Origin of the sequence: Puerhibacterium puerhi (assembly GCF_009846865.1) — a bacterium.
Lineage (GTDB): Bacteria > Actinomycetota > Actinomycetes > Actinomycetales > Cellulomonadaceae > Puerhibacterium > Puerhibacterium puerhi.
On the sequence record NZ_WUWN01000027.1, the window covers coordinates 14,213 to 39,571 of the forward strand.

At 76.1% G+C, this 25,359-nt stretch carries 23 protein-coding genes and 1 tRNA gene; 19 read left to right on the plus strand and 5 right to left on the minus strand.

All coding sequences use genetic code 11. The features are described 5' to 3' along the window. Nucleotides 1-51: 51 nt before the first annotated feature. Nucleotides 52-2,226 carry a transketolase gene (gene tkt, locus GSF02_RS13435; protein WP_159797344.1) on the minus strand — a complete coding sequence of 725 codons (2,175 nt, stop codon included), beginning with the start codon at nt 2,224-2,226 and terminating at the stop codon, nt 52-54. Nucleotides 2,227-2,716: 490 nt separating this feature from the next. On the opposite strand from tkt, the gene GSF02_RS13440 reads away from it, so the two are divergent. The 14 genes from GSF02_RS13440 to GSF02_RS13505 all read left to right on the plus strand — a co-directional run bounded on the left by GSF02_RS13440 (nt 2,717) and on the right by GSF02_RS13505 (nt 15,955). Continuing rightward, nucleotides 2,717-3,730, plus strand: coding sequence for a heme o synthase (locus tag GSF02_RS13440; RefSeq protein ID WP_201308929.1), 1,014 nt, complete (start codon nt 2,717-2,719; stop codon nt 3,728-3,730). Between the two features lie 55 nt (nt 3,731-3,785). Next, nucleotides 3,786-4,754 carry a site-specific tyrosine recombinase XerD gene (locus GSF02_RS13445; RefSeq protein ID WP_235915564.1) on the plus strand — a complete coding sequence of 323 codons (969 nt, stop codon included), beginning with the start codon at nt 3,786-3,788 and terminating at the stop codon, nt 4,752-4,754. A 115-nt stretch (nt 4,755-4,869) separates the two neighbouring features. After that, nucleotides 4,870-5,739, plus strand: a complete 870-nt coding sequence (locus tag GSF02_RS13450; RefSeq protein WP_408003898.1) for a ParA family protein — start codon at nt 4,870-4,872, stop codon at nt 5,737-5,739. Further along, nucleotides 5,723-6,652 (plus strand): segregation and condensation protein A, encoded by a 930-nt coding sequence (locus tag GSF02_RS13455; RefSeq protein WP_159797346.1) that lies wholly within the window; start codon nt 5,723-5,725, stop codon nt 6,650-6,652. The genes GSF02_RS13450 and GSF02_RS13455 overlap by 17 nt, the downstream gene beginning before the upstream one ends. Beyond that, complete coding sequence (scpB, locus tag GSF02_RS13460) at nt 6,649-7,317, plus strand: SMC-Scp complex subunit ScpB (RefSeq protein ID WP_159797348.1); 669 nt, start codon at nt 6,649-6,651, stop codon at nt 7,315-7,317. The genes GSF02_RS13455 and scpB overlap by 4 nt, the downstream gene beginning before the upstream one ends. Nucleotides 7,318-7,385: 68 nt before the next feature. Next, a complete protein-coding gene (locus GSF02_RS13465; RefSeq protein ID WP_408003897.1) occupies nt 7,386-8,192 on the plus strand; it encodes a pseudouridine synthase in 807 nt (268 codons plus the stop codon). Between the two features lie 95 nt (nt 8,193-8,287). Next, nucleotides 8,288-8,992: a (d)CMP kinase gene (gene cmk / locus GSF02_RS13470; RefSeq protein WP_159797350.1), complete on the plus strand. Its 705-nt coding sequence runs from the start codon at nt 8,288-8,290 to the stop codon at nt 8,990-8,992. Nucleotides 8,993-9,060: 68 nt separating this feature from the next. Then, nucleotides 9,061-10,584: a ribosome biogenesis GTPase Der gene (gene der / locus GSF02_RS13475; RefSeq protein ID WP_235915565.1), complete on the plus strand. Its 1,524-nt coding sequence runs from the start codon at nt 9,061-9,063 to the stop codon at nt 10,582-10,584. Next, nucleotides 10,581-11,780, plus strand: a complete 1,200-nt coding sequence (locus GSF02_RS13480; protein ID WP_235915566.1) for a hypothetical protein — start codon at nt 10,581-10,583, stop codon at nt 11,778-11,780. The genes der and GSF02_RS13480 overlap by 4 nt, the downstream gene beginning before the upstream one ends. Nucleotides 11,781-11,812: 32 nt before the next feature. Continuing rightward, a complete protein-coding gene (locus GSF02_RS13485; protein ID WP_235915567.1) occupies nt 11,813-12,412 on the plus strand; it encodes a GNAT family N-acetyltransferase in 600 nt (199 codons plus the stop codon). Nucleotides 12,413-12,475: 63 nt separating this feature from the next. After that, a tRNA-Pro gene (locus GSF02_RS13490) sits at nt 12,476-12,549 on the plus strand. A gap of 251 nt (nt 12,550-12,800) precedes the next feature. Continuing rightward, the gene (locus GSF02_RS13495) at nt 12,801-14,543 is read left to right on the plus strand and encodes a serine/threonine-protein kinase (RefSeq protein WP_159797354.1); all 1,743 of its coding nucleotides are present in this window, start codon (nt 12,801-12,803) and stop codon (nt 14,541-14,543) included. A gap of 90 nt (nt 14,544-14,633) precedes the next feature. Next, on the plus strand, nt 14,634-15,281 hold the full coding sequence (locus GSF02_RS13500) for a pyridoxamine 5'-phosphate oxidase family protein (RefSeq protein ID WP_159797356.1): 648 nt from the start codon (nt 14,634-14,636) through the stop codon (nt 15,279-15,281). A gap of 197 nt (nt 15,282-15,478) precedes the next feature. Then, nucleotides 15,479-15,955 carry a hypothetical protein gene (locus tag GSF02_RS13505; protein WP_159797358.1) on the plus strand — a complete coding sequence of 159 codons (477 nt, stop codon included), beginning with the start codon at nt 15,479-15,481 and terminating at the stop codon, nt 15,953-15,955. Nucleotides 15,956-16,002: 47 nt separating this feature from the next. On the opposite strand, the gene GSF02_RS13510 is transcribed toward GSF02_RS13505, so the two are convergent. Both GSF02_RS13510 and GSF02_RS13515 read right to left on the minus strand, forming a co-directional pair. Then, nucleotides 16,003-17,514 (minus strand): ATP-binding protein, encoded by a 1,512-nt coding sequence (locus GSF02_RS13510; RefSeq protein WP_201308930.1) that lies wholly within the window; start codon nt 17,512-17,514, stop codon nt 16,003-16,005. Nucleotides 17,515-17,563: 49 nt separating this feature from the next. Continuing rightward, nucleotides 17,564-17,848 carry a lipopolysaccharide assembly protein LapA domain-containing protein gene (locus tag GSF02_RS13515; RefSeq protein WP_159797360.1) on the minus strand — a complete coding sequence of 95 codons (285 nt, stop codon included), beginning with the start codon at nt 17,846-17,848 and terminating at the stop codon, nt 17,564-17,566. A 145-nt stretch (nt 17,849-17,993) separates the two neighbouring features. On the opposite strand from GSF02_RS13515, the gene GSF02_RS13520 reads away from it, so the two are divergent. Next, nucleotides 17,994-18,818 carry a formate/nitrite transporter family protein gene (locus GSF02_RS13520; RefSeq protein ID WP_235915568.1) on the plus strand — a complete coding sequence of 275 codons (825 nt, stop codon included), beginning with the start codon at nt 17,994-17,996 and terminating at the stop codon, nt 18,816-18,818. 223 nt (nt 18,819-19,041) lie between these two features. Continuing rightward, on the plus strand, nt 19,042-20,139 hold the full coding sequence (locus tag GSF02_RS13525; RefSeq protein WP_159797364.1) for a TIGR00341 family protein: 1,098 nt from the start codon (nt 19,042-19,044) through the stop codon (nt 20,137-20,139). A 192-nt stretch (nt 20,140-20,331) separates the two neighbouring features. Here GSF02_RS13525 and GSF02_RS13530 read toward each other — a convergent pair whose 3' ends face one another. After that, nucleotides 20,332-21,093: a helix-turn-helix transcriptional regulator gene (locus GSF02_RS13530; protein ID WP_159797366.1), complete on the minus strand. Its 762-nt coding sequence runs from the start codon at nt 21,091-21,093 to the stop codon at nt 20,332-20,334. Nucleotides 21,094-21,252: 159 nt separating this feature from the next. On the opposite strand from GSF02_RS13530, the gene folE reads away from it, so the two are divergent. From folE to GSF02_RS13545, 3 genes are all read left to right on the plus strand, one after another. Next, the gene (gene folE, locus GSF02_RS13535) at nt 21,253-21,996 is read left to right on the plus strand and encodes a GTP cyclohydrolase I (protein ID WP_159797368.1); all 744 of its coding nucleotides are present in this window, start codon (nt 21,253-21,255) and stop codon (nt 21,994-21,996) included. Then, complete coding sequence (locus tag GSF02_RS13540) at nt 21,993-23,177, plus strand: NAD(P)/FAD-dependent oxidoreductase (RefSeq protein WP_159797370.1); 1,185 nt, start codon at nt 21,993-21,995, stop codon at nt 23,175-23,177. The genes folE and GSF02_RS13540 overlap by 4 nt, the downstream gene beginning before the upstream one ends. Nucleotides 23,178-23,408: 231 nt before the next feature. Beyond that, nucleotides 23,409-24,680 carry an MFS transporter gene (locus GSF02_RS13545; RefSeq protein ID WP_159797372.1) on the plus strand — a complete coding sequence of 424 codons (1,272 nt, stop codon included), beginning with the start codon at nt 23,409-23,411 and terminating at the stop codon, nt 24,678-24,680. On the opposite strand, the gene GSF02_RS13550 is transcribed toward GSF02_RS13545, so the two are convergent. Next, a complete protein-coding gene (locus GSF02_RS13550; RefSeq protein ID WP_201308931.1) occupies nt 24,643-25,356 on the minus strand; it encodes a hypothetical protein in 714 nt (237 codons plus the stop codon). The genes GSF02_RS13545 and GSF02_RS13550 overlap by 38 nt on opposite strands. Nucleotides 25,357-25,359: the final 3 nt, after the last annotated feature.

Sequence of the window (25,359 nt, forward strand, 5' to 3'; positions counted from 1 at the left end):
CGCCGGGGCGACGGGCGGGCCGCCGGTGTCCCGGCGGCCCGCCCGCGTGCCTCAGAGCTGGTCGCCGGTGCCGCCGGTCTGCGGCGCGGGGGCCGCGCCCGGGGCGGCGGAGCCGGCCGCGGCGATGGACTCACGCGCGGCGGCGGCCACGGCCTCGGCGGTGATGCCGAACTCCTCGTACAGCTTCTTGTAGTCGGCGGAGGCGCCGTAGTGCTCGAGCGAGACGCTGCGGCCGGCGTCGCCGACGATCTCGCGCCAGCCCTGGCGGACGCCCGCCTCGACGGACACGCGGGCCTTGACGGCCGCCGGCAGCACCGACTCGCGGTACTCGTCGTCCTGCTTGTCGAACCACTCGCGGCTCGGCATCGACACGACGCGCGCGGCGACGCCCTCGGCGGCGAGCGCCTCGCGGGCCTCGACGGCGAGCTGCACCTCGGAGCCGGTGCCGATGAGGATCACGTCGGGCGTGCCCGTCTCGGGGTTGACGCCGTCCAGCAGGGTGTAGGCGCCCTTGAGGGTGCCCTCCGCACCGGCGAAGCCGTCGGTGCCGCGCGGGAACGTGGGCACGTTCTGGCGCGTCAGGATGAGGCCGGCCGGGTTGTCGGTGTTCTCGAGGATCCCGCGCCAGGCCCAGGCGGTCTCGTTGGCGTCCGCGGGGCGCACGATGTCGAGGCCCGGGATGGCGCGCAGCGCGGCCAGGTGCTCGACCGGCTGGTGCGTCGGGCCGTCCTCGCCGAGGCCGATCGAGTCGTGCGTCCACACGAACGTCGTCGGGATCTCCATGAGCGCGGCCAGGCGGACGGCGGCGCGCATGTAGTCGGAGAACTGCAGGAACGTGCCGCCGTACGGGCGCGTCAGGCCGTGCAGCACGATGCCGTTGAGGATCGAGCCCATGGCGTGCTCGCGGATGCCGAAGTGCAGCGTGCGGCCGTACTCGTTGCCCGGGAACTTCTTGGTGGCGTGCTCGGCCGGGATGAACGACGGCTCGCCGTCCATCGTGGTGTTGTTCGAGCCGGCGAGGTCGGCGGAGCCGCCCCACAGCTCGGGCAGGACGTCCTTGAGGGCGGTGAGGACCTTGCCGGAGGCGGCGCGGGTCGCGGTGCCCTTCTCGCTGGCCTCGAAGACGGGCAGCGCGGACTCCCAGCCCTCGGGCAGCTGGCGCTTGGCCAGGCGCTCGAGCAGCGCGGCGCGCTCCGGGTTGGCCTCCGACCACGCGGCGAAGGCCTTCTCCCACGCCTCGCGCTGGGCGGACTGGCGGCCGGCGACGTCGCGGGTGTAGGCGAGCACCTCGTCGTCGATGTGGAACGACTTCTCCGGGTCGAGGCCGAGGATCTCCTTGAGACCCTTGATCTCCTCGGCGCCCATGGCGGAGCCGTGGATGCCGCCGGTGTTCTGCTTGGTGGGCGACGGCCAGCCGATGATCGTGCGCAGGGCGATGATCGACGGCTTGCCGGTCTCGGCCTTGGCGGCGTCGAGGGCGGCCGCGAGGGCGTCGACGTCCTCGGCGTAGCCGGTGCCGCCGTTGGTCCAGTCGACGCGCTGGGTGTGCCAGCCGTAGGCCTCGTAGCGCTTGAGGACGTCCTCGCTGAACGCGATGTTGGTGTCGTCCTCGATCGAGATCTTGTTGTCGTCCCAGATGACGACGAGGTTGCCCAGCTGCTGGTGGCCGGCGAGCGAGGACGCCTCGGAGGTCACGCCCTCCTCGAGGTCGCCGTCGGAGGCGATGACGTAGACGTGGTGGTCGAACGGCGACTCGCCCGCGGGGGCCTCGGGGTCGAGCAGGCCGCGCTCGCGGCGGGCGGCGAAGGCCATGCCCACGGCGGAGGCCAGACCCTGACCCAGCGGGCCGGTGGTGATCTCGACGCCGGCGGTGTGCTTGTACTCCGGGTGGCCCGGCGTCTTGGAGCCCCAGGTGCGCAGCGCGGCGATGTCCTCCATCTCCAGGCCGTAGCCGGCCAGGAAGAGCTGGAGGTAGATCGTCAGCGAGGAGTGGCCGGCGGAGAGCACGAAGCGGTCGCGCCCGATCCAGTGCTCGTCGGCCGGGTCGTGGCGCATGGTCTTCTGGAAGAGCAGGTAGGCGGCCGGAGCCAGCGAGATCGCCGTGCCCGGGTGGCCGTTGCCGACCTTCTCGACCGCGTCCGCGGCGAGGGCCTTGATGGACTTCACCGCGCGGTCGTCGAGCTCGCTCCAGTCGAGCGGCTTGAGGGCGGGGTCGAACGTGCTCACGAATATGCCTCATTCCTGCCCGGGGGAACTGGCCCCGGGGTCGTGTGCTGCTAGCCAGATCCGAGTGCCAACGCGCAGGTCCGGACGGCGGCGTGCCCGCGTGCGATTCGCAGGGGAGGGCGCCGTCGGTGCAGGCGGTTGCGCGTCCAGCGTATATCGGCGGCCTCGTGCACGCGTCGGACGTCCCACGTGGCGTGGTCGGTCCGCGACCGGCCGCGTCCCGCGGGAACCGGCCTGCTGCCGTGCGCGGGGGCGCTGTCCCAGGTCAACGTCCGGGCGAGGCGTCTTCATCCCGGACATTTCTCACACCGTGGGCGGCCGTCGCCCGGGCCTGCCGGCCGGCGTGGCGGACGTAGGATGGGGCGGAGCCCCGTGCGTCCATGACGGCGGGTGCACGACGAGACCGTCGGTCGCGTCCCGGCCCCGCGCGGGTCGGCACGGACCGCCGACGGCCGGCCACAGCCCTGGGGAGAACGGGACACCGACGCGCGTGAGCACCAGCGAGACGACGACCGAGGGGACCGCCCGTCCCCGCACCGCGGCGACCCTGGAGCCGCGCGGCGTCCACGGCGCCCAGGCGGCCGAGTCGCCGCGCACCGCTCCGCGCCGCGAGGGCGGCCTGCGCGACAGGGTCGGGGCGTACGTCGCCCTGACCAAGCCGCGGATCATCGAGCTGCTGCTGGTCACCACGATCCCCACGATGTTCCTCGCGGCGGACGGCCTGCCGTCGATCGCGCTGGTGCTGCAGACGCTGGTGGGCGGCGCCATCGCGGCCGGCTCCGCCAACGCGTTCAACATGTACCTCGACCGCGACATCGACGCGCAGATGAACCGCACCAAGCGGCGCCCGCTGGTGACCGGCGAGATCACCCCGCGCGCGGCGCTCGTGTTCGCCACGGTCCTCGGCCTCGTCGCGCTGGTGTGGTTCGCGGTGCTGGTCAACCTCGCCTCGGCGTGGCTGACGTTCGCGGCGATCGCGATCTACGTCGTCGGCTACACGATGATCCTCAAGCGGCGCACGCCGCAGAACATCGTCTGGGGCGGCATCGCCGGCTGCATGCCGGTGTTCATCGGCTGGGCGGCGGTCACCGGCGGGCTCGACTGGCCCGCGCTCGCGCTGTTCGGCGTCATCTTCTTCTGGACCCCGCCGCACTACTGGCCGCTGTCGGTGAAGTTCAAGGCCGACTACGCCAAGGCGGGCGTGCCCATGCTGCCCGTCGTGGCCAGCGACCGGCGCGTGGCCGTCGAGATGGTCGTCTACACGATCGCGATGGCGGCTTGCTCCCTGGCGCTGGTCCCGCTCGCCGGGATGACCTGGGTCTACGCGGTGATCGCCGTCGGCGTGAACGTCTGGTTCGGCTGGAAGGCCGTGCGGATGCTGCTGCACGCCCGCGCCGGCCGGCCGAAGGCGGGCAAGCTGGGCATGAGCGTCTTCCACGACTCGATCACCTACCTGACGATCCTGTTCGTGGCCGTCGCGGTCGACGTCTTCCTGCCCCTCTGAGCGGTCCGCGGCGAGGCGTCGCCGCAGACCGCGAGGTCGCGGGCATCATGGCGCGGTGAGCTCCGCAGCCGTCGTGACCAGCGGCCCCCTCGAGGCGGCGCTCGACGACTACCTGGCGCACCTGCGCGTCGAGCGCGGGCTGTCCGCCAACACCACCGCCGCCTACCGCCGCGACCTCGGCCGCTACGTGCGCCACCTCGAGGCCGCCGGCCGCACGTCGCTCGGCGCCGTGCGCTCCGGCGACGTCGCCGCGTTCCTCACCGCCGTGCGCGAGGGGGCCGACGGCGGCGCGCCGCTGTCGCCGTCGTCGGCCGCCCGCGCCCTGGCCGCCGTCCGCGGCTGGCACCGGTTCGCGCACGCTGAGGGCCAGACGGCGGACGACCCCGCCGCCGACGTGCGCGCCCCCACCCAGCTGCGCCGCCTGCCGCACGCGCTGAGCGTCGACGCCGTCGGCCGGCTGCTCGAGGCGGCCGGGCAGGGGGAGGGGCCGGTGCCGCTGCGCGACCGCGCCCTGCTCGAGCTGCTGTACTCCACCGGCGGGCGCATCAGCGAGGTGGTCGGGCTGGACGTCGACGCGGTGGGCTGGCTCGGCGCCGCCGCGGGCGACGCCGGCGCCGAGGCGGTGCGGCTGCGCGGCAAGGGCGACAAGGAGCGCGTGGTGCCCGTCGGGTCGTACGCCCGGGCGGCGCTGGACGCCTACCTGGTCCGGGCGCGCGCGCCCCTGGCCGCCGCCGGCGCCGGCACCCCGGCGCTGTTCCTCAACACCCGGGGGCGGCGCCTGTCGCGCCAGTCGGCCTGGGCGGTGCTGCAGGGGGCGGCGCAGCGCGCCGGGCTGCGCGACCACGTGTCGCCGCACACCCTGCGGCACTCGTTCGCCACGCACCTGCTCCAGGGCGGCGCCGACGTCCGCGTGGTGCAGGAGCTGCTCGGGCACGCGTCGGTGACCACGACGCAGATCTACACGATGGTGACGCCGGACACGCTGCGCGAGGTCTACGCTGCGGCGCACCCGCGCGCGCTCTGACCGCCGGGGCGCCGCGCTGCCGGCCGCGCCGCGGCGCGCCGGGCCCGTCCCGTCGGGCGGGGACCCCTGCTGGGGTACCGTGACGGTCGTGACCGAGCGACTGGGCAACGACACGCTGTTCGCGACGGCCGGGGCCGACGAGGTGGCCACCGACGTGGTGGGACGCCCCTTGCCCGAGTTCCCCGTGCCGGCGCCGCTGGCGGGGCACGGCCCCGCGCGCATCATCGCGATGTGCAACCAGAAGGGCGGGGTCGGCAAGACGACCACGACCATCAACCTCGGGGCCGCGCTGGCCGAGTACGGCCGCCGGGTGCTGCTGGTGGACTTCGACCCGCAGGGCGCCGCCTCGGTCGGCGTGGGCGTGAACCCGCACGAGCTGGACCTGACGGTCTACAACCTGCTGATGGAGCGCAGCGTCCAGATCTCCGACGTGGTCGTGCCGACGGCGGTGGCGAACCTCGACGTGGTGCCCGCCAACATCGACCTGTCGGCGGCCGAGGTGCAGCTCGTCGGCGAGGTGGCCCGCGAGTCGGTCCTCGCCCGCGCCCTGCGCCCGGCGCTCGACGAGTACGACGTCATCCTCGTGGACTGCCAGCCGTCCCTCGGCCTGCTCACGGTCAACGCGCTGACCGCCGCGCACGGCGTGATGATCCCGCTCGAGTGTGAGTTCTTCGCGCTGCGCGGCGTCGCGCTGCTCATCGAGACCATCGAGAAGGTCCGCGACCGGCTCAACCCGTCGCTGGAGATCGACGGCATCCTGCCGACCATGTACGACTCGCGCACCCTGCACTCGCGCGAGGTCGTGGCGCGCGTGCACGAGGCGTTCGGCGACACCCTGCTGCACACGGTGATCGGGCGCACGGTGAAGTTCCCCGACGCGTCCGTCGCGGCCGAGCCGATCACCGCCTACGCCCCGAACCACCCGGGCGCGGCGGCCTACCGGCAGCTGGCCCGGGAGCTCGTGGCGCGTGGCGACGCCGCCTAGCAGCGCCCCCGCACCGGCGGAGCCGCGGCCCGGCGGGCCGTTCGAGGTCCACCTCGACAACTTCAGCGGGCCGTTCGACCTGCTGCTCAGCCTGATCGCCAAGCACGAGCTCGACGTCACCGAGGTGGCCCTCGCGGCCGTCACCGACGAGTTCGTCGCCCACATCCGGGCGGCGGAGGACGCCGCCCGGGCCGCACGGGAGCGCGGCGAGGAGCACCCCTCGTGGGACCTCGGCACCGCCAGCGAGTTCCTCGTGGTCGCGGCCACCCTGCTGGACCTCAAGGCCGCGCGCCTGCTGCCCGGCGCGGTCGAGGAGGACGCCGAGGACCTGGAGCTGCTGGAGGCGCGCGACCTGCTGTTCGCCCGGCTGCTGCAGTACCGCGCGTACAAGGAGGTCTCGGCGGTGCTCGCCGAGCGGCTCGCCACCGAGGGCCGGCGCACGCCCCGGTCGGTGCCGCTCGAGCCCGAGCTCGCCTCCCTGCTGCCCGAGCTGGTCTGGACCCTCGACGGCGACCGGCTGGCCGAGCTCGCCGCGCGGGCCCTGACGCCCAAGACTCCGCCGGTCGTCGCCCTCGACCACCTGCACGCCCCCGCGGTGAGCGTGCGGGAGCAGGCGGCGATCGTCGTCGGGCGGCTGCGGCGCGAGCACGCGCTGACGTTCCGGGCGCTCGCCGCCGGCGAGGAGCGCCTCGTCGTCGTGGCGCGGTTCCTGGCCCTGCTGGAGCTGTTCCGGGGTGGCCAGGTGGCGTTCGAGCAGGCGGTGGCCCTGGGCGAGCTGACGGTCCGCTGGACCGGCGAGGAGCCGGCCGGCGGCGACCCCGGCGCCGTGCTGGCCCGGCTCGCGGGGTTCGAGGAGTTCGACGGGGCGCCGGCGGCCGTGCCGGCCGCCGCGGCTCAGGAGGGAGAGGCATGAGCGAGGACGTCGCCGCCGAGGTCGAGGCGGCCGAGGTCGAGGCGGCCGAGAGCGCGGACGTCGAGAGCGCGGACGTCGAGGGCGCGGAGGTCGACGTCGCGGACCTGCCGGGCGGGGCCGCTGCCGCGCTGGAGGCGCTGCTCATGGTGGCCGAGGGGCCGGTGCCGACCGAGCGGCTGGCCGCCGTCGTCGGCCTGCCCGTCGCCGAGGTGCGCGGGCTGCTGGACGACCTGGCGGCCGAGTACCGCGGCGAGACCGGCGGCCGGCCGCGCGGCTTCGAGCTGCGCGAGGGCGCCGCGGGCTGGCGCGTCTACTCCTCGCGGGCGCACCACGACGTGGTCGCCCGCCTGGTGCGCGACGGGCAGACGTCGCGGCTGAGCCAGGCCGCGCTCGAGACGCTCGCCGTGATCGCCTACCGCCAGCCGGTGACGCGCGGGCAGGTCTCCGCCGTGCGCGGCGTCAACGTCGACGGCGTGGTGCGCACGCTGCTGGCGCGCGGCCTGGTCGCCGAGGTGGGCCAGGACCCGCTGACGGGCGCCGCGCTGTTCGGCACCACCGGCGAGTTCCTCGACCGGATGGGCTGGACGTCGCTTGACGAGCTGCCGCCGCTGGCGCCGCACCTGCCGGGCCTGGACGCGCTGGAGGAGATCGGCGCCGAGCGCTGAGCCGGCGCCCCGGCACGCCCCGGCACGCCCCGGCACGCGAGGGCCCGGGAGCCTGAGAGAATCGACCCGTGCCCGCCAACCAGCCCACCAACCAGCCCGCGAACCGGTCCCGCCACACACCGCAGCCGCCGAAGGACGTCCACGTGCCCGACGGCGTGCGCCTGCAGAAGGTGCTCGCCTCCGCCGGGTTCGGCTCGCGCCGCAAGGCCGAGGAGCTCATCGCCGACGGCCGGGTGACGGTGGACGGGCAGGTCGTCGTCGAGCTCGGCCTGCGGGTCGACCCGGTGCGCAGCGTCGTGCACGTGGACGGCATGCGCGTGCAGACCGACACCGACAAGGTGACCCTGGCGCTCAACAAGCCGCGCGGCATGGTGTCCACGATGAGCGACCCGCAGGGCCGCCCCACCGTGGCCGACGTCGTCGCCGACCGGTCCGAGCGCCTGTTCCACGTCGGGCGCCTCGACACCGACAGCGAGGGCCTGCTGCTGCTGACCAACGACGGGGAGCTGGCCAACCGGCTCGCGCACCCCCGCTACGAGATCGCCAAGACCTACCTGGTGACCGTCGGCGGCGGCGAGGTCTACCCGCGCGTCGTCAAGGAGCTGCTGCGCGGCGTCGACCTCGAGGACGGCCCGGCCGCGATGGACAAGGTGAAGATCGTGCAGTCGCTCGGCGACCGCACCATGGTCGAGGTCGTGCTGCACGAGGGCCGCAACCGCATCGTGCGGCGCATGTTCGACGCCGTCGGCCACCCCGTGCTGCGCCTGGTGCGCACCCGCATCGGCCCGATCGCGCTCGGCAACCAGCGTCCGGGCACCACGCGCGTGCTCAACCGGACCGAGGTCGGCAGCCTGATGTCCGCCGTCGACCTGTGACGGCCGCGTCCCGCCCCGCCGCGCCGGTCCCCGCACCCGCCCCCGCTCCCACCACCGCACCGAACCCCGTACCCAGCACCCGAGGAGTAGCTCCAGTGGTCGTCATCGCCGTCGACGGGCCGTCCGGCTCCGGCAAGTCCAGCGTGTCCAAGGCCGTGGCCCGGCGCCTCGGCCTGGCGTTCCTCGACACCGGGGCGATGTACCGGGCGGCGACCCTGTGGTGCACCCGGCGCGGGGTCGACCTCGCCGACGCCGACGCGGTGTCCCGCGCCGTGCGCGTCATGCCGCTGGTGATGGGGCTGGACCCGCAGGCGCCCACCGTGCACCTCGACGGCCAGGACGTCAGCGCGGCCATCCGCACGACCGAGGTGTCCACCCAGGTGTCCAAGGTGGCCACGAACCTCGACGTGCGCGCCGAGCTGCGGCGCCTGCAGCGCGAGGTCATCGAGACGGAGACGACGGACGCCGGCTGGTCCGGCGGTGCCGGCGTCGTGGCCGAGGGCCGGGACATCACCACCGTCGTGGCGCCGGACGCGGACGTGCGCGTGCTGCTCACCGCGAGCGAGGAGGCGCGGCTTCGCCGCCGGTCGCTCGAGGTGCACGGCGCCGCCGACGCCGCGGCCGTGGCCGCCACCCGCGACCAGGTGGTGCGCCGCGACCGCGACGACGCCACCGTGAGCCAGTTCGAGGTCGCGGCCGACGGCGTCGTGACCGTCGACTCCTCCGACCTCGACTTCGACCAGACGGTGGACGCCGTGCTCGGCGTCGTGGCGCAGGTCACCGGCACCGTCGCGCGCTGACCCGTCGGCCCGGGGCGCGCCGCGAGGCCGGTGCGCCACGGGTCCCGGAGCCTGGGAGAATGGTCCGCATGGCAACCCCCGACGACTACACCGGCGCCGACGAGGACCTCGCGGTCGGCGAGCCCGTCGTGACCGACGCGCCCCTCGCGGCCGACGGCGACGACGAGGCGCGCGAGCGTGCCCTGCGCGCCGGCCTCGAGGAGTTCGAGCTCGACGAGACCGACCGCGCGCTGCTCGAGGGCGACTGGGACGCCGAGGGCGAGGCGCCCGGCGAGGCGCCGCTGCCCGTGCTGGCGATCATCGGCCGGCCGAACGTCGGCAAGTCCACGCTCGTCAACCGCGTGCTCGGCCGCCGCGAGGCGGTGGTCGAGGACAAGCCCGGCGTGACCCGCGACCGCGTGAGCTACCCGGCCGATTGGGCCGGGCGCGACTTCATGCTCGTCGACACCGGTGGCTGGGAGGTCGACGTCGCGGGCATCGAGTCCAAGGTGGCCGTCCAGGCCGAGGTGGCGATCGCGCTCGCCGACGCCGTCGTGTTCGTCGTCGACGCCACCGTCGGCGCCACCGCCACCGACGAGCGCGTCGTGGCGCTGCTGCGCCGGTCCGGCAAGCCCGTCGTGCTGGCCGCGAACAAGGTGGACGGCCCCTCCGGCGAGGCCGACGCCGCCTACCTGTGGAGCCTGGGCCTCGGCGAGCCCTACCCGATCTCGGCCCTGCACGGGCGCGGCGTGGGCGACCTGCTCGACGCCGCCATGGCGGTCCTGCCGGAGACCTCCGCGCACGGCGAGGTCCGCCCGACCGGCCCGCGCCGCGTCGCGCTGGTGGGCCGGCCGAACGTCGGCAAGTCCTCGCTGCTCAACAAGCTCGCCGGCGCCGAGCGCGTCGTCGTCGACGACCTGGCCGGCACCACCCGCGACCCGGTCGACGAGCTGGTCGAGATCAAGGGCGTGCCGTACTGGTTCGTCGACACCGCCGGCATCCGCCGCCGGGTGCACCAGACCTCCGGCGCGGACTTCTACGCCTCCCTGCGCACCCAGGCGGCGATCGAGAAGGCCGAGGTGGCCGTCGTGCTGCTGGACGCCTCCGAGCCGCTCACCGAGCAGGACACCCGCGTGCTGCAGCAGGTGGTCGACGCCGGGCGCGCCCTGGTCATCGCCTACAACAAGTGGGACCTGATGGACGAGGACCGCCGGCCCTACCTCGAGCGGGAGTTCGAGAAGGAGCTCGTGCAGCTGCAGTGGGCGCCGCGCGTCAACGTCTCGGCCCGCACCGGCTGGCACACCGACCGCCTGGTCCGCGCGCTGGAGACGGCGCTCGACTCGTGGGACACCCGCATCCCGACCGGGCGCCTCAACGCGTTCCTCGGCGAGCTCGTGGCCGCGCACCCGCACCCGCTGCGCGGCGGCAAGCAGCCGCGCATCCTGTTCGCCACGCAGGCGTCCACGCGCCCGCCACGGTTCGTCGTCTTCGCCACGGGGTTCATCGAGGCGCAGTACCGCAGGTTCATCGAGCGGCGCCTGCGCGAGACGTTCGGCTTCGAGGGCACGCCGATCGAGATCAGCGTGCGCGTGCGGGAGAAGCGCCGGCGGTGAGCACGACGGGCCGGCGCGCCGAGCGGCGGCCGGGGGAGCGGACAGCAGCCCCGGTCGCGGGTCGCGCCCGGCCCGCCGACCGCCCGGGCGTCCACACCGGCGCCCACCCCGTCGTGCCGCCGGCGGTCCACCACGCGGCGCTGGTGGCCCGCGACCGCCTGCTGCGAGCCGGCGTCGTGCGCGACACCGCGGCGGTGCGGCACGTCGTCGCGTTCCTCGTCGCCACCGTGGCCACCGTGCTGCTCACCCGTGCGCTGCTGGCCCTGGCCGGGTTCCCGCAGATCGGCGGGGGCGGCCTGCACGTGGCGCACGTGCTGTGGGGCGGGCTGCTCATGGCGCTCGCGGTGGTGCTGATGCTCAGCTACGTCGGCCCGACGCTGCGCCCGCTTGCCTCGGTCCTGGGCGGCGTGGGGTTCGGGCTGTTCGTCGACGAGATCGGCAAGTTCGTCACCGCCGACAACGACTACTTCTTCGCGCCCACCCCGGCGATGATCTACGTCGTAGTCGCGGTGCTCGTGCTCGTGATGGAGCTGGTGCACGGCCGGCGCGCGCACCAGCCGGCCGAGTACCTGGCCGTCGCGGCCGACCGCCTCACCGCAGCGATGGCCGGCGGGCTCACCGACGCCGGCCGCGCGGAGGTCGAGGACCTGCTGCACCGCGCCGGCGACGAGCCCGGCGCCGCGGAGCTGCGCCGGGCGCTGGCGGCCGTGCCGCACGACGACGTCACCGTGCCCGACCCGGTGCGCGCGCTCGTGCTGCGCCTGGACACGGCGCTGCGCGCCGCCGTCGCCCGGCCGTGGGCGCGCTACGTGGTGAGCGGCGCGGTCGTGCTCGTGGCGGCCCAGGCCGTCGCCGTCGGCGTCGGCGTCCTGGGCCGGAGCATCGACGTGGTGCCCTGGGTCGGCGTGGTGGTCCTCGTCGGCGTGGCCGGCACCGTGGCCTGCGCCGTCCTGGCGATCATGGCGGGTCGTACGGCGTCCGTGCAGGGCGCCGTCTGGATGCGCCGGGCCGTGCTGGTCAGCCTGCTGATCTCGCAGCCGTTCGTGTTCCGCGCCCTGGAGTGGGCGGCGGTCGCCGGCCTCGTCGTGGACCTCGTCGCGTTCGGCCTGCTCGAGGTGGTGCTGCGCGACGGCGCCCAGCGGGCCCGCGAGCTGGCGGAGACCGCGGACGACGACGGGGCGCCGCAAAGCCGTTGACGACGACCGGGGAGACCAGGAGGCTGAGCCACGTGACCGCCGCGCCCGCCACCGAGACCACCTGGCCCGTCCGCACGCCACGCCTCGCCCTGCGGCCGGCGGGGCCCGCCGACGCCGAGGCCTTCCTCGCCTGGCGCTCGCAGCCCCTCGTGGTGCGCTACATGTACCAGGACCCGTGGACCCCGCAGGCCGCGCAGGAGAAGCTGGCTCGCTGGGCGGCGGCGCCCTTCGCCGGGCCGGGCGACGTGCTGGTGCTCGCGGTGGTGGCCGACGACGACGCCGGGACCGTGGTCGGCGAGCTGCTGCTGAAGTGGGCCGAGGGCGCCGGCCAGGTCGAGGTGGGGTACGCGTTCCACCCCGACGTGGCCGGGCGCGGCTACGCCACCGAGGCGGCCCGCGCGCTGCTCGACCTGGCGTTCGGGCGCTACGGGTTCCACCGCGCCTTCGCCCGGATCGACGAGCAGAACACCGCCTCCGTGCGCGTCGCGCAGCGCCTCGGCATGCGGCTGGAGGCGCGGCTGGTGGAGAACGACGTGCGCCCCGCCGACGGCGTGTGGTCCACCGAGCTGGTCTACGCGATGCTCGCCGCGGAGCACGGCGCGCGCCGGGGCGTGGTCTCGGCGGGCCTGTGACGTGGGGTAGTATTCCTCTCGGCCCTGCGGGGCCACGACGGTTCGCCGGCGACGGCGACCGATCGGGCTGTGGCGCAGCTTGGTAGCGCACTTGACTGGGGGTCAAGGGGTCGCAGGTTCAAATCCTGTCAGCCCGACAGATCAGGCCTGGTGAGACGGTGTCTCGCCAGGCCTGAGGTCTTTCTTGGGCATGGTTGGCGCCGGCAGAACGCCACCAAGACCGTCGCGCGGCCGGGCTCTACCGGGGCCGGGCCCCACCGGCGTCGGTGCGGCCTCGGGCCGACCCTCACCGGGGCCGGGAGGCGAAGGAGCGCACGGTCTGCCCGCGCGAGTCGCGCCGAGGTCGCCCTAGCCTCGATGGACAGGGTCGCGACGGAGAGAAGGGGCCGTGACCGCGCCGCGAGTACTCCTCGGTGGCCGCTACCGCCTCGGCAGGGTGATCGCCAGCGGCGGCATGGGCGTGGTCTGGGAAGCCTGGGACGAGCGGCTCGGCCGGCCGGTCGCGATCAAGCAGCTGCGTCCGGTGGCCGGCGTCCCGGCCGAGGAGGCGGAGCTGGCCAAGCGGCGGGCCGTGCGCGAGGCGCGCATCACCGCGCGGCTGCACCACCCCCACGCGGTCCCCGCCTTCGACGCCGTCGAGCACGAGGGGCAGCCCTGCCTCGTCATGCCGTACCTGCCGTCGACCCCGCTCTCGGCCGTCCTCGAGGAGCACGGGACGCTGCCGCTGGGGCAGGCGGCCCGCATCGCCGCCGAGGTCGCCTCCGCCCTGGCGGCCGCGCACGAGCTCGGGATCGTCCACCGGGACGTCAAGCCGGGCAACGTCCTGATCACTCCCGACGGCGCCGCCCACATCAGCGACTTCGGCATCTCCCACGCCATGGGCGATCCCACCCTCACCGGCTCCGGGACCTTCCACGGGACGCCGGCCTACCTCGCGCCGGAGGTGGCGCTGGGGCGGGCGGCGACGTTCGCCTCCGACGTCTTCTCCCTCGGCGCGACCCTCTACGCGATGCTCGAGGGAGAGCCTCCCTTCGGCACCGAGCCGAACCCGCTCGCCCTGCTCCACAAGGCCGCCGCGGGGCAGGTGCGGGCACCGAGCCAGGCCGGGCCTCTCACGCCCCTCCTGCGCGCGATGCTGTCGCGGGAGCCCTCCGCCCGGCCGGCCATGGCGGAGGTGGCCACGCGCCTGGCCCGGGTGGGGTCCGAGGGGCCGCGGACCGAGCGGCCGCAGCCCGTCCCGGTGGTGGTCACGCCCGACCCCGTCCCGGGCCCGGGCGTCGTGCCTGCGGCCCGCCCTGCGCCGGTCGTCGACCCGTCCCCGGCCGCGCTCGCGCCGGCCGGGGGCGGGGCCGGCACCGGCGGTCCGCCGACGCGCCGTCGTCCGCGCGTGCCGGTGCTGCTCGCCGGGGTGCTGGTCGTTGCCGCCCTGTTCCTGGCCACGGGCGAGCTGACCGGGTGGTTCGGGTCGGACGCGGGCGAGCCGCTGAGCACCGGTCGGGCGACGTCGGCGACGACGGCGTCCCCGGAGACGAGCCCGGAGGCGAGCCCGGAGGCGAGCCCAGGGACGAGCCCGGGGGGCGCCTCGCACGACGCTGGTTCGCCCGCCGCGACCCCGGGCGCCGCCGGCCCGCAGGGCCAGACCGCGACGGAGCCGCCGGCCACGCAGGGGCCCGAGGCGGGGGACGAGGAGCCGGCGCCCGGGAGCGAGGACCAGGACCCGGAGGCCGGCCAGCAGGGGCAGGGCGACGAGCAGCAGGACGGCACGCAGGGGCGGGGCGGCGGAGAGCCGGACGCCGCAGCCCCGGACCGTGCGAGCCGGCTGGCCTCGGCCGTCACCGGCTACTACGCTCTGATGCCTACGGACACGGACGACGCCTGGGCGCTGATGACGGGCGACTACCGGCAGAACCACGCGGGAGGCCGCGCCGCCTACGAGCGGTTCTGGAGCCGCGTCGCCGAGGTCAGCGTCAGCGACGTGCAGCCCGCGCCGCCGGACCGCGCCGAGGCCACGCTCACCTACGTGTTCCGGGACGGCCGCGTCGTGGTCGAACGCACCGCCTACCGGTTCGCCGACGAGGGCGGCCGGCTCAGGATCGCCGCGACCGAGGTGCTCAGCAGCAGGGGAGCCTGACCATGCTCGGCGCCACGACCGGCGGGGCCCTCCCGACCGACCTACGGTCGCAGTGGGCCGCCGACCGGGCGGCCCGGCGAGGAGACGACCATGAGCGAGAGCACATCGGGTGGGAGCGCCGAGGAGCACGAGCCGCCGAGCGGTGTGAACACCGTCGGGCAGAGCGCCGCCTCGGGTGGTGCGGCGCCCGGCCACGCCCCGGCATCGCCGGCGGAGGACGAGGGCGGTGACGACCGCTCGCCGGACGATGCCGACGTCGACCCCGACCAGGCGCGGGAGAAGGTGCGAGAGCTCGTCAAGGACACCCGGATCGCGATGCTCACCACGGTGGACGCGAGCGGTCGGCTCGTGAGCCGTCCGATGGGCGTGCAGGACGTCGAGCTCGACGGCGACCTCTGGTTCTTCGCCGACGAGACCTCCGCGAAGGTGGGCGAGATCGCCCACGACGCCCGCGTGAACGTGTCGTTCTCGTCCGGCAGCTCGTGGCTGTCGGTCAGCGGTACGGCGTCGGTGGTGCGGGACCGCGGGCGGATCCACGAGCTGTGGAACGCGGTCGCCGGTGCGTGGTTCCCGGAGGGCCCGGAGACCCCGAGCGTCGTGCTCGTGCGGGTCGAGGCCGACAGCGCCGAGTACTGGGACTCGCCCGGCGGGCGGCTCGCGACGGCGATCAGCCTGGCCAAGGCGAAGCTCACCGGCCGTCGCTACGACGGCGGGGAGAACGCCACCGTCGAGCTGTGACCGGGACGCGTCGGGCAACGCGCCGACGAGGTGGGCCGGCTGCGTGCGCACGCTCCGGCGCGCGCCGTGGCGCAGGCTCCGGACCCGGTGCCGGGGCGCTGGCGGGCCCCGGCGATGGGGCTACCGTGGACGTGTCGACCTGATCTGCGGCCCCCGCCGCGGGTGGCGACGGCGGACGCTGGAGGTCGGCGATGGCCATGACCGGACGCAACGGGCGCGTGGTACGGGCGTGGGTGACCGGCGGGGCGCTCGGCGTCGCGGCCGCGCTGTCGCTGGGCGCGTGCACGAGCGACACGGGGCAGGGCGCCGGATCGGCGCAGTCCACGGAGCCCGACATCTGCGCCAGCCTCGACACGCTCTCCGACCAGGTCGATCAGCTAGGGACCGACGTCCCGAGCGGTGCGCCGACGAGCGGCCCGGCCGCCGCCGTGCGTGAGCAGGTCGCCGACGTGGAGGCGGCGCTCGCGCGGGTCCAGGCCGCGGCGGACGGCAACCTCGACTCCGCGATCGCAGCGATGCAGACGGCGCTCACCGACTTCACCACCGAGCTCGCCACGGGCACCGAGGAGGGTCGCGACGCCGCCCAGCAGTCCCTCGACGAGGTGCACCAGGCGTGGACGAGCCTGGCGCAGGGGGCCGACGTGCAGTGCGGGGCCGGGGCGAGCCAGGGTTGACGAGCGGTGGCGGGTGACCCCGGTCGCCGCGCCGCCTCCGGCGGCGCTCAGCCGTCGCCGGGAACCCGGCGCGGGACGGCCCATGTCGCCGGCACGTCGGCGCCGCCCTCCTCGGTGACGCGTGCACCCATCTGCACGTAGGCAGGCTGCGGCAGGATCCGCCCGGCCACGAGCGCCTGCCCCATCCGGAACGACGTGGCCCCGGCGAGCAGGCCGGGCGGCACGAACGAGAACACCCGGGCCAGGTCGGCGAGGTCCGCGGCCGAACCCATCCGCATGAGCACCAGGTTGTCGCACTGCGAGACGACGTTCTCGTCCACCTTGTGCGGGCGCTGGCTGGACACCAGCAGGTAGAGCCCGAACTTGCGCCCCTCCGCGGCGATCTGGGCGGTGCGCTCCGCGCAGATGCGTGTCAGCTCGTCCGCCGGTTCGGCGGGACAGACGTTGTGCGCCTCGTCGACGACGAGCAGCACGGGCCGGCGGCGCGCCCGCTCCGCCCACAGCGTGGTCAGGACCGCCGCGGCGACGAGCCGCTGCTCCTGCGCCGTGCCGAGCGATCCGAGGTCGACCACGCAGCAGCGCGCCGTGGGCCGGCGCAGCTCGTCCACCAGCGACCCGCCGCCCCGGCTCCACACGCCCCACTCGAGGACTCCGAGGTTCTGCGCTCGCCGCCCGAGCCGCCGGGCCGCCGGGTCGGCGTGCTGGAGCAGGTCCTGCGCTCCCGCGAGCAGCGGCGAGCCCGGGACCTCCCGGTGCAGCGCGTCGGTGAGGGCGGCGTACTCGTCGCGGTCGCGGACGGGCTCCAGGCCGAGGACCGCCGCCTGGAGCGCGGCGTCCAGGTCGGCGAAGCGCAGGCGCAGGGGGACGTCGGCCGAGGCCCCGTCGCCCCACACCCGGACGGCGTCCCGCGGGTAGACCGCGGCTGCTTCCGGCTGGGCGTCCTCCCGGACGACGCCCAGCCGGACGTAGTCGGAGTTGGGGTCCAGGACCACGACCGGCAGGTCGGTCGACGCCAGCACGCGCTCGAGCAGCAGGCCCAGGGAGTACGTCTTGCCCGACCCGGACTGCCCGCACATGAAGGTGTGGCGGCCGAGGCCGCCGCTGTCGAGCACGGCGGGCACGCCTGGAGCGTGCACCAGGTCGCCCACCTCGAGCCCGGCCCGACCCGGCCTGGTGCGGGCGAGCCACGCACCGACCTCGTCGGCGGTCGCGGCACGGACGTGGGCGTCGTGGAAGGGACGTCCGGCGTCGTCCAGGACGACGCCGGACCCTCGCGCGAGGCGGATCTCGACGTCGGGCTCGCCCGTGCCGCCGGCGGCGGCGCGTGCCGACGCCGCCGTCAGGTCGGTGACCTGACCCAGCAGCCGCGCGCCGTCGGTCTCGAGCGCGACGTAGCCGCCGCGGCGCAGCGCGAGCCCGTGGAGGGACGCCTGCACGGTGAACGCGTAGCCGTCGACCGACGTCGCGCGCGGCAGGATGCTCCGCTCGACCTGCTCCCGCGTCCGCCGGTAGCGGTCCAGCCGGTCGCGCACCTCGCTCGCGTCCCGCTGCTCGGTCACGGAACCCCTCCCGTCTGGCGCCCGGGCTCGCCGGCCCGGGGCGGCCGGCTCAGTCACCCCGGGCGGCACGGCGCGCCACCCGCCGGCGGTGCCGGCGCAGCACGCCGAGCCCCATCCACACCAGCGCGCCCAGGACTGCCGCGACCACGGTGAACAGCCACAGCGGCCAGCTGAAGCTCCAGACGAGGAACGTGAGCGTGACGTCCTGCCTGTTCTGCGCGACGAACACGACCAGCAGGCCGACGCCGACCAGGGTCGTGACGAGGCCCCGGCTGAGGCCGGCCCTGTCCGTGGCGCCGCCGGTCGTGCCGGAAGGGTTGTGCTGCTGGACCATGGTCGCCTCCGCCGTCCTCGTCGCACCGTACGCGCTGCTGGTGGCACCGGGCTCACCCCGCGCGGGGGACCCCGGGCGGGTGCGGCGCGCGTCCGGCAGCCTGGAGGTGTCGCGGCGACCCCGTCGCGTGGACCGGAGGTGGGCCGTGGGCGAGCCGGAGGACGTGCAGCGCAGTCCTGGCCCGGGGGAGGGTGAGCCGGCGACCACCGAGGAGAAGGACGAGGCGCTCGACCGGATCGTGCTCGAGGGCCGTCCCCGGCTCCACCGCAGCACGCCGGACCTGCTGGCCACGGGGACGGTCGCGGGCATCGAGGTCGGCGTCGGCGTGCTGGCGCTGCTCGTCGTCGTGCACGAGACCGGCAGCACGCTGCTGGGCGCGCTCGCGTTCTCGATCGGGCTCGTCGCCCTGCGCCTGGGGCACAGCGAGCTGTTCACCGAGGGCTTCCACGTCCCGGTCATGGTGGTCGTGGCCGGCGAGGCGCGCTGGGTGCACCTGCTGCGACTGTGGGGCGGGACCCTGCTCGGCAACCTCGTCGGTGGCTGGGTGCTCGCGTGGCTCGTCGCCGTCGCGCTGCCCGACCTGCACGCGACGGCGGGGGACCTCAGCCGCGAGTTCGTCGACCGTCCCCTCGGGCTGCGCACGTTCGTCCTGGCGGTGCTCGCCGGGGCGGCGATCACGCTGCTGACCCGGATGCAGAACGGGACCGACGACGACGTCGCCAAGGTCGTCGCGGCGGTGGCCATCGCGTTCGTCATCGTGGGCGCCGGGCTGCTGCACTCGGTCCTCGACACCCTGATCATCTTCGTGGCCGTCCACGCGGGTGAGCCCGGTGTGTCCCTCGCCGCGTGGCTGCCGTGGTTCGGGTGGGTGCTGCTCGGCAACCTCGTCGGCGGGCTGGTGCTCACGACCCTGCTGCGCGTGGTGCGCAGCAGGGAGCGCCTCCTGCAGTGGCGCCGCGCCGGCGTCTGACCCGCGCGGTCACGGCGTCTCGTCCTCGTGCTTGTGCGCTCCCGGCCGCCACCCCACACTGACAGTGACGGCGCGGCAGCCCGACGATGCTGCGGCGTCGCTACCGGAGCACCGCCCCGCCGGCCCGCGGAGCGACGGACGCGTCCCACGACGTCGTGGACGCTCGAGGCCCGAGCCCGTGGCGCTCGGCGGGCACCCCGCGGAGCGCGCGTGGGGAGGGACCATGGCGACACCGACCCGTGGCCAGCGCGGCGCGGCGCCCGACGACGGCGCGGCGCCCGACGACGGCGCGGCGCGAGGCGCCCGCGCCGAGGGCCGCCTGCTGCGGCGCCTCGTCCCGGCCGCCCAGCGGCGCCCGTTCGCCGACGTCGTCGACCGCCTCGACCTGGACGCCGGTGACGTCCGCGCCAAGCGGTCGGCGTTCTGGACCATGCTCGTGCTCGCGGGGGTGATCGCCGTGGCCGGGGTGGTCACCGACTCCACCGCCACCGTGATCGGCGCGATGATCATCGCGCCGCTGTCGACCCCGATCCTCGGGATCGGGCTGGGGATCGTCGCGGGCGACCGGTCGGTGGCCCTGCGGTCGCTCGCCTCCGTGGCCGGCGGCACCGTCGTCGTCGTGGCGCTCGGGGCGCTCGTCACCCTGGCCCTGCCGGCCACGACCGACGTGCTGTCCAACTCCCAGGTCACCGGCCGGACCTCGCCCGGGCTCGGCGACCTGGTCGCGGCCTTCGCGACCGGCTTCGCCGGCGCCATCGCCCTGTCCCGCCGCGATCTCGGTGACGTCCTGCCCGGCATCGCGATCGCCATCTCGCTCGTGCCGCCCCTCGGCGTGGTCGGCGTGTGCCTCGGCGAGGGGCAGCCGGCGCTCGCGGCCGGTGCACTCCTGCTGTTCGCCTCCAACGCCGTCGCCCTCGTCGTCGCCGCCACGGTCGTGTTCTCCGGGGCCGGCTACCTGCGCGACGCCCGTGCCGCGCGGGCCGATGCGCGCCGGCCCCGCCGGCGCGCCGCGGTGCTCGGGGCGCTCGTGGCCGTGCTGGTGGTGGCCGTGCCGATGACCGTGAACAGCGCCCAGGCGGTGCTCGCGCAGCTGTGGCTCGCGCAGAGCCGGGACGCCGCGCAGGCCTGGGCCGCGTCGGTCCCGGGTGGCACCGTGGACGACGTGCGCTGGCAGGGCCAGGATCTCGTCGTGGAGATCCGCAGCCCGGGCGACCCGCCGGACGTCGGGGCGCTCGAGGAGCAGGTCGACGCCGTCGTCCCGTGGCGTCCCGAGGTCGTCGTCCTGCACACGGTGGGGGAGCGCCTGGCGCCGGAGCGATAGCCGGGGGAGCCCGCCCGACGGCATCGAGCCAGCTCGGCGCGCTGGCGATCTTCGGCGCGACGGGGGGACCTGGACGCGCTCGTCGTCCCGGGCGAGCCGAGGGTGCGGCGGCGGCGCGCGGTGCGCTGGGTTCCTCGCCGACCACGACGAGGACCTGACCGAGGCGGCGCGGCCGCGGCCGTGACCAGGCGGTCATCGTCTGTCGCCGGCGTCCTGGGCGCGGCGGTAGGCCGCGACGCAGCAGCGCCCGGCACCGGGTTCCAGCCGGGCGTCGACCGCGCGGCACCCCAGGCCCTCCGCCAGGCCCGCGACGTACGCGTGGTTGAGCGAGCACACCACCTCGGTGTGCTCGCGGGCGAGGGCGTCGAAGGGGCAGTTGCCGAGCAGCAGCCGGTCGCCGCCGGCGTCCAGGCGGGGCTCGTAGCCGTGGGTCTCGAGGGCACGGCCCAGCCGGGCGAGCTCGGCCGTGGCGCCCGCGTCGCCCGCCTCGCCAGTGCCGCCCGTGTCGCCCGGCTCGCCCGTGTCCGCCGGTGCCGCGCGGCTCGCGGCGGCGGCGCGGCCCTCGCGCGCCGCCGCCGCGCGCGTCGCGTCCCGGAGCGGTTCGCCGGCCAGCGCCCGTTCGACGCCCGCCGCCAGGATGTGCCCCACGAGGTCGTACCGGCGCGGCGGCAGGGAGACCGCCACCTCCCGCTCGGCGCGGCGGTAGAGCTTCGCCGGGCGCCCGGCCCCGGGCCCGGACCGGCCGCCGAGCCTGCGGAACTCGACGTCGAGCAGCCCGTCGGCCGCGAGGCGGTCGAGGTGGAACCGCGCGGTGGGCACGGGGACGCCCACCGCGGCGGCCGCCTCCTCGCGCCCGACGGCGTGCGGCTGGGCCGCGACGTACCGGTAGAGCGCGCGCCGCGTCGGCTCGGCCAGGGCGCCGATGCCCCGGGTGGCGTCCGTCAGCCCGTCCATGGTCCTCCTTCTATCGGAGACATGTATTGACGTTAGTCCGCTCCGCTCCTACCGTCGATCCAGGGGGACGAAGAGGTCACCAGCACCCACGCGAGAGGGGTCGCGCCATGGACACGACGGACGCCATGCCGCACCGCGCCACGATCCTCGGAGGCCGCCATGACTGACGTGGCCACCACCGCTCCGCCCGGCAGCGCCCTGCGCGGCGCGCCCGGCGGCCTTCCGGACGACCCGCTCGACGTCGAGGTCGCGCCCGAGGCTCCCGGCGGGCTCGAGGTCGGGGGCGGGGTCGGGGTCGGGGTCGCCGCGTGGCGGCCGCGGATCGTCCACGACCGGCCGCCCGTCGACGGTTCGCGGGCGGAGCGGGCGGCAGCCGAGCTGCTCGCCGCCCTCGGTCAGCCGCTCGACGACGCGGGGCTGCGCGACACCCCGCGGCGCATGGCGCAGGCCTGGGCGGAGCTGCTCGCGGCGCCGGAGCTGGAGCTGACGACCTTCCCGAACGACGACGGCTACGCCGAGCTCGTGGTTCTCCAGAACATCCCGGTCCGCTCCGTGTGCGAGCACCACATGCTGCCGTTCGTCGGCGTGGCGCACGTCGGCTACCTGCCCGGCCTGCGCATCGCGGGCCTGTCGAAGCTCGCCCGGGTGGTCGACCACTTCGCCCGCCGTGCCCAGACCCAGGAGCGGCTGACCCTGCAGGTGGCCGAGGAGCTGGAGCGGCGCCTCGGCGCGCGCGGCGTGGGCGTGGTGGTCGAGGCGGAGCACACGTGCCTGAGCCTGCGCGGCGCCCGGGCCGGCGGCACGCGCACGGTGACGTCGGCGCTCACCGGCGCGCTGCGCGACGACGCGGCCCGGCGGGCCGAGTTCCTCGCCCTCGCGCGGGGACGGGGGGCGGGGCGATGAGCGGCGTGGTGGTCGTGGGTGGCGGGCTCGCCGCCGGGACGGCAGTCACCGTGCTGCGCGAGAACGGCTACGCCGGGCCCGTGGTCCTCGTCGCCGCCGAGGACCACCTGCCCTACGAGCGGCCGCCCCTGTCGAAGGGCTACCTCCTGGGCGACGACCCGATCGACGTCGTCTACCTCCACGACCGCGCCTGGTACGCCGAGCACGGCGTCGAGCTGCGGCTGGGGGAGCCTGCCACCGCGGTCGACCGCGCCGCCGGCGTCGTCCGCACCGCGGCGGGCGAGCTGCCCTACGACCGGCTCGTCCTGGCGACCGGCGCCGTGCCCCGGCGCCTGCGCGTCGCCGACGAGTCGGGCCGCCCGGTGTCGTACCTGCGCACGATCGAGGACGCGCGGCGGCTGCGGGCCGCGCTCGCCGGGGCGCCGCGCGTGGCGATCGTGGGCGGAGGGTGGATCGGGCTGGAGGTGGCCGCCGCCGCCCGCGCCGCCGGCGCGCAGGTCACCGTGCACGAGGCCGCTGCGCTGCCGCTGCTCGCGGTCCTCGGCCCCGAGGTCGCCCGGGTCTTCGCCGACGTCCACCGCGCGCACGGCGTCGACCTGCGGCTCGGGTCCGCGGTGAGCCCGGCGGACCTGCGGGGTGCGGACCACGTCGTCGTCGGCGTCGGCGCGGTGCCGCAGACCGCGCTCGCCGCGGCGGCCGGCCTGCCCGTCGACGACGGCGTGCTCGTCGACGCCCACCTGCGGACCGCCGACCCGGCGGTCTTCGCGATCGGTGACGTGGCGAACGTCGACCATCCGGTGCTCGGCCGGCGCGTGCGGGTCGAGCACTGGCAGACGGCCATCGACCACGGCACCGCCGTGGGGCGCACCCTGGCCGGCGACGCGACCGCCATGACGGCGCAGCCGTACTTCTACACCGACCAGTACGACCTCGGGATGGAGTACGTGGGCTCGCCCGGCCTGGCGGGCTACGACCGCGTGGTGGTGCGCGGCGACACGCGCGAGCCGCGCTTCACCGCCTTCTGGCTGCGCGCCGGCACCGTCGTGGCCGGCATGCACGTCAACGACTGGGACGCGATCGACCCCATCCGCGCCCTCGTGGGGCAGGCGGTGGACGCGGAGCGGCTGGCCGACGCCGGCGCCGAGCTCGGCGCGCTCGCGGACGAGGTGGCGGCCGGCTGACGGGCGCGGCCGGCCCCGGGCGTGCGGTGTCGGTCCCGGTGGCGTCGGAATAGTGTGCCAAGCAAGCGCTCCTCGACCCTGCCGCACGTCCGGCCGACGGGATGCCCGGACGGGGGTCCACGAGGCGTGCGGGGGACTAGCGTGGTGCCGAGGGCGAGCGCGCCGCCGCCACGCCGGCACCGACGCCCGGCTCGGGCGGCGGCGGCCGTGCCCGCCGCACGGAGGCGCACCATGTCGTCGCGCGAGGCCGCCGTCGCCGCCGAGCGGTACGTCGCCGACCCGGCCCTGGTCGGGTCCCTGCAGCGCCGCACCCTGGCGGTCGTGGTGGCGGTCCAGGTCCTGGCCGGGGCGGCGTTCGGCGCGGGCATCACCGTCGCCGCGCTGCTCACGGCGCAGCTGACCGGCAACGACAGCCTGTCCGGGCTCGCCGCGACGTCGTTCACCCTCGGCTCCGCCCTGGCCGCGTTCCTCATCGGCCAGGCGACGCAACGCTGGGGCCGGCGGGACGGCCTGGCCCTGGGCTTCGCCGCCGGCGGCGCCGGCTCCCTGGTGGTCGTCGTCGCCGCGGCGCTCGGCAGCGTCTCGCTGCTGCTGGCCGCCATGTTCGTCTCCGGCTCCGGGATCGCCACCGGCCTGCAGGCCCGGTACGCGGGCACGGACCTGGCGCGGCCGGACCGCCGGGGCGCCGCGGTGAGCGTCGCGATGGTCTCCACGGCGCTGGGCGCCGTCGCCGGGCCGAACCTCGCCGACCCGATGGGTGCGCTCGCCGGCACGCTCGGGCTGCCCCCGCTGTCCGGTCCGTTCCTGCTGACCACGGTCGCCTTCCTGGCGGCCGCCGGGGTGCTGCTCGCCCTGATGCGCCCGGACCCCTTCCTCGTCGCGCGGGCGCTCGAAGCCCGGGGGCCCGGCCCGGCGACGCCGCCCACGTCCGGCGGCCGGGCCGCCCCGGGCGCGGCGGTCGGCGCCACGGTGATGGTGCTGACCCAGGTCACGATGGTCGGGATCATGACCATGACGCCGGTGCACATGCGCGAGATGCACCACGCGCTCGGCGCCGTCGGGCTCGTCATCAGCGTGCACATCGGCTGCATGTACCTGCCGTCGCCGCTGACCGGTGCGCTCGTGGACCGGGCGGGCCGCATCCCGGTCGCGATCGCCTCGGGCGCCACGCTGCTGGGCGCCGGGGTCGTGGCCGCGTTCGCGCCAGACGCCTCCCTCGGGCTGCTCACCGTGGCGCTGGCCCTGCTCGGCCTCGGGTGGAACCTCGGGCTGATCTCCGGCACCGCGATGGTGGTCGACGCGACGCCGCCCGCCCGGCGGCCGCGCACCCAGGGCTCGATCGACGTCCTCGTCGCGCTCGGCGGGGCCGGCGGAGGAGCGGCGTCCGGGCTGGTGATGGCCGGGCTCGGCTACAGCGGGCTCACCCTGGCCGGCGGTGTCGTGGCGGTGCTGCTCGTCCCGGTCGTCATCTGGTCCCGGAGCCGGGTGGCGTCGCAGGCGTGAGGCGGCTCCCCACCGCGGGGGCCAGCACCACCAGCGCGCCGGCGGCGAGGACGTGCCACACCGCGTGCCCGGACAGCCCGGCGTCCCACCAGCCGCCCGGGGCGCACAGGGGCCGGCCCGGCCTGGACAGCTCGCCGACCAGCGCGCCGACGCCCAGGACCGCCGCGGCGGCGAGCAGGCGGCGTCGGACGGCCGGTCGGGCGCGGGCCCGCAGCAGCGTGGCGCCGACGGCGGCGCCCGCCGCCAGGACCTGGGCGACCACGGACGCGGCAGGGGCCGCGGCGGCGAGCCCGACCTCGGCCAGCGTCGGCACCACCCACCAGCGCGCGCGCACCGGCCGTGACCGCAGCTCCGCGACGGCGTCCGCGGCCACGAGCGCGAGCGCGCCGAAGAGCGGCGGGTCGTGCACCACCGGGTTCCACGCCGGGGCGGGACCGTGCTGGACGACCGAGCCGACGCCGATCAGGACCGTGAGCGCCCCGAGCGTCGTGCGCCCGGGCGCGCCGTCGGTGCGTCGCGCGGCGACGAGGATCCATGCGCCGGCGACGACGAACGCCAGGCTCGACGTGGCGCTGGCGGGCTCGGTCCACGGCCACGCGCCGGGCGCCTCGCAGGGCGGCGCGCTCGGCCGCGGAGGCGGCGCGCTCGAGCCGGCGCCGGCGGGCGGTGGCAGCACGGC